The organism is Nocardiopsis sp. MG754419, from assembly GCF_018207095.1.
Lineage (GTDB): Bacteria > Actinomycetota > Actinomycetes > Streptosporangiales > Streptosporangiaceae > Nocardiopsis.
Genome location: NZ_QOCZ01000306.1, coordinates 1 through 2305 on the forward strand (window position 1 = coordinate 1; position 2305 = coordinate 2305).

The 2305-nt window shown below is 75.6% G+C and carries 2 protein-coding genes; both read left to right on the plus strand.

The window, feature by feature from the left end:
• On the plus strand, positions 1-1353 hold a 1353-nt coding region (locus DSY14_RS27810; RefSeq protein WP_249188581.1), incomplete at its 5' end, for a transglutaminase domain-containing protein.
• A gap of 21 nt (positions 1354-1374) precedes the next feature.
• The coding region (locus DSY14_RS27815; RefSeq protein WP_211719566.1) for a serine/threonine-protein kinase at positions 1375-2305 on the plus strand (931 nt) is incomplete at its 3' end.

Consider the following 2305-nt stretch of genomic DNA (forward strand, 5'->3'; position numbering starts at 1 on the left):
CCCGACGAGCCCCTGCTCACCGTCGAGGCGGACCGCCCCGTCGAACTGCGCTGGGTCGCCCTGGCCGACTTCACCGGCACCACCTGGCTGCCCGAGAGCGGCTACCGCAACGCCGACCGGGTCCTGCCCGCGCCCGTGCCCCCGCCTCCCGGAGCGGAGGAGGTCACCGCCAGGATCACCGTCGGCGACGACCTGCCGGGGAGCTGGGCGCCGGTGGTCGGCGCGCCCCGACGCGTGGACCTGGCCCCCCTCGGATACGACGCGCTCACCGGCACCGTCGTCACCAGGGACGGCGACGTGGCGGGACGCGACTACGAGGTGGCCGGTGACGTCGCCGACTGGAGCGGGGTCGACCCGTCCACGACCGCGCCGCCCGTGGGGGATGTGTACGACCTCTACCGCGAACTGCCTCCGGGGGCCCCGCCCATCCTGGACGAGGTGGTCGCGGCGATCGCCGCCGAGGGCGACTACCACCAGCGCGCGCGAGCCCTCGCCGACTACCTGCGCGAGTCCCACACCTTCGACCCCGAGACCCCCGGCGGACACGGCTACGCCCACATCGACGCCCTTCTCGCCGCACCCGGTGGGCAGGGCGGCGGAGGTACCTCGGAACAGTTCGCGAGCGCCTTCGCGATGTTGGCCCGCGCCGCCGGACTCCCCAGCCGGGTCGCGGTCGGCTTCGCCCCCGGGACCGAGAGCGGTGACGGCTTCTACGAAGTCCGCACCGGCGACGCCCACGCCTGGGGCGAGGTCTACTTCGACGGGCTCGGCTGGGTGCCCTACCACGTCACCCCCGGTGGACGGGACGACGGCGGCTCCGGCCAGAGCCCCGAAGGCGGAGACGACACCGACGCCCCCGAGGCCGAGGAACTCGGCGGCTCCTCCGACGCACAGGACACGGAAGGGGCGGGACCCGGGCACCAGGACGCCGAAGGCCGTGCCCGGGTGCTCGCGGCGGTCGCGGCCGGCGTAGCGTTCGGCCTGGTGCTGCTCGTTCCCGCCCTGAGGCTCGCGCGCCGTGCGCGACGTCTGGGCGCAGGGTCGCCCGCCGACTGTGTCCTGGGGGCCTGGCGCGAACTGCGTGACGCGCTCAGGATGAGCGCGGTGCGCCTTCCCACCGGGGCCACCGTCACCGAGGTCTCGGCGGCGGCCCGGGCCCTCGTGCCCGCGGGAACACCCGATGCCGGGCTCGACCGGCTGACCGACGCCGTCAACAGCGTCGGTTTCGGCGGTGGGGTCGGGATCGACGCGGTCCCACCAACGGGCGCTGAGGCGAGGTCGCCCCCGATTCGCGAGGCTGACCTGGTGGTTCGACCCCCGACCACTGTTCTGGCGGGACGGTCCTCGGCATGACCGTCGACGGAGAGGACGCCGATGAGCGGCGAGGAGCGGCAGAGCAGGCTGGCACCGGGGTTCCATTCCCCCGAGGTCCTGTACCGGGGGAGGGCCTCGACGGTCTACCGGGCACGGCGCGACGCGGACGACACCCCGGTCGCGCTCAAGGTCATGCGGGACGACGCCGGGGCGGGGGAGACGGACCGGCTGGTCGAGCTGTCCGGGACCCCGGGCCTGGTGACGGCCGTGGGCGGGGGTCGCACCTCCTCGGGCCGGGCGTTCGTCGCCATGGAACTCCACCCCGAGGGGGACTACGCGTCCGCGCTCGAGGCCCGGAGCCCGCTGCCACTGGAGGAGGTCCTCGTCGTGGGCCGCTCGGTCGCCCGGGCTCTGACCGCCCTGCACGGCCGGGGACTGCTGCACCACCGGATCGAACCGGGCAACATCCTCAAGGCCCCGCGCGGTGCCGTCCTGGCGGACGTGGGCGGTGTGCTGCCGATGGATCGCAGACCCGAACCGGTCGGGCTCGACCCCCACTCGGTCGCCTACGCCTCACCTGAGGCGCTGGGCGGTGCGCACCCGCTCACCCCGGCCTCCGACGTCTACCGGCTCGCGGTGGTGCTCTGGACCCTGTTGGCCGGGCACCCGCCCTTCGCCCAGGGGCCGGGTGCGCTGGGGGACCCCTTCGCCTACCGGGAGCGCGTGCTCGCCGAGGACCCGCCGCGCCTGCCCCGTGCCGACCTGCCGGCGTGGCTGCGGGCGCTCCTGGACCAGGCCCTGTCCAGGGATCCCGCCGAGCGTCACGACGCCGTCGCCTTCGCCGAGGCCCTGGGAAGCGGTGTTCCCGAGCCCGGAACGGCCGCCGCCGGCCCGATGGGTGCCGCGGGGGCTTCGCTCGTTCCCGAGGCCGTGGAGGCGGGAGCCGAGGCCGACCCGGGCGTCGGGGCCTCGGCGGAGCGGACTCCGGCCC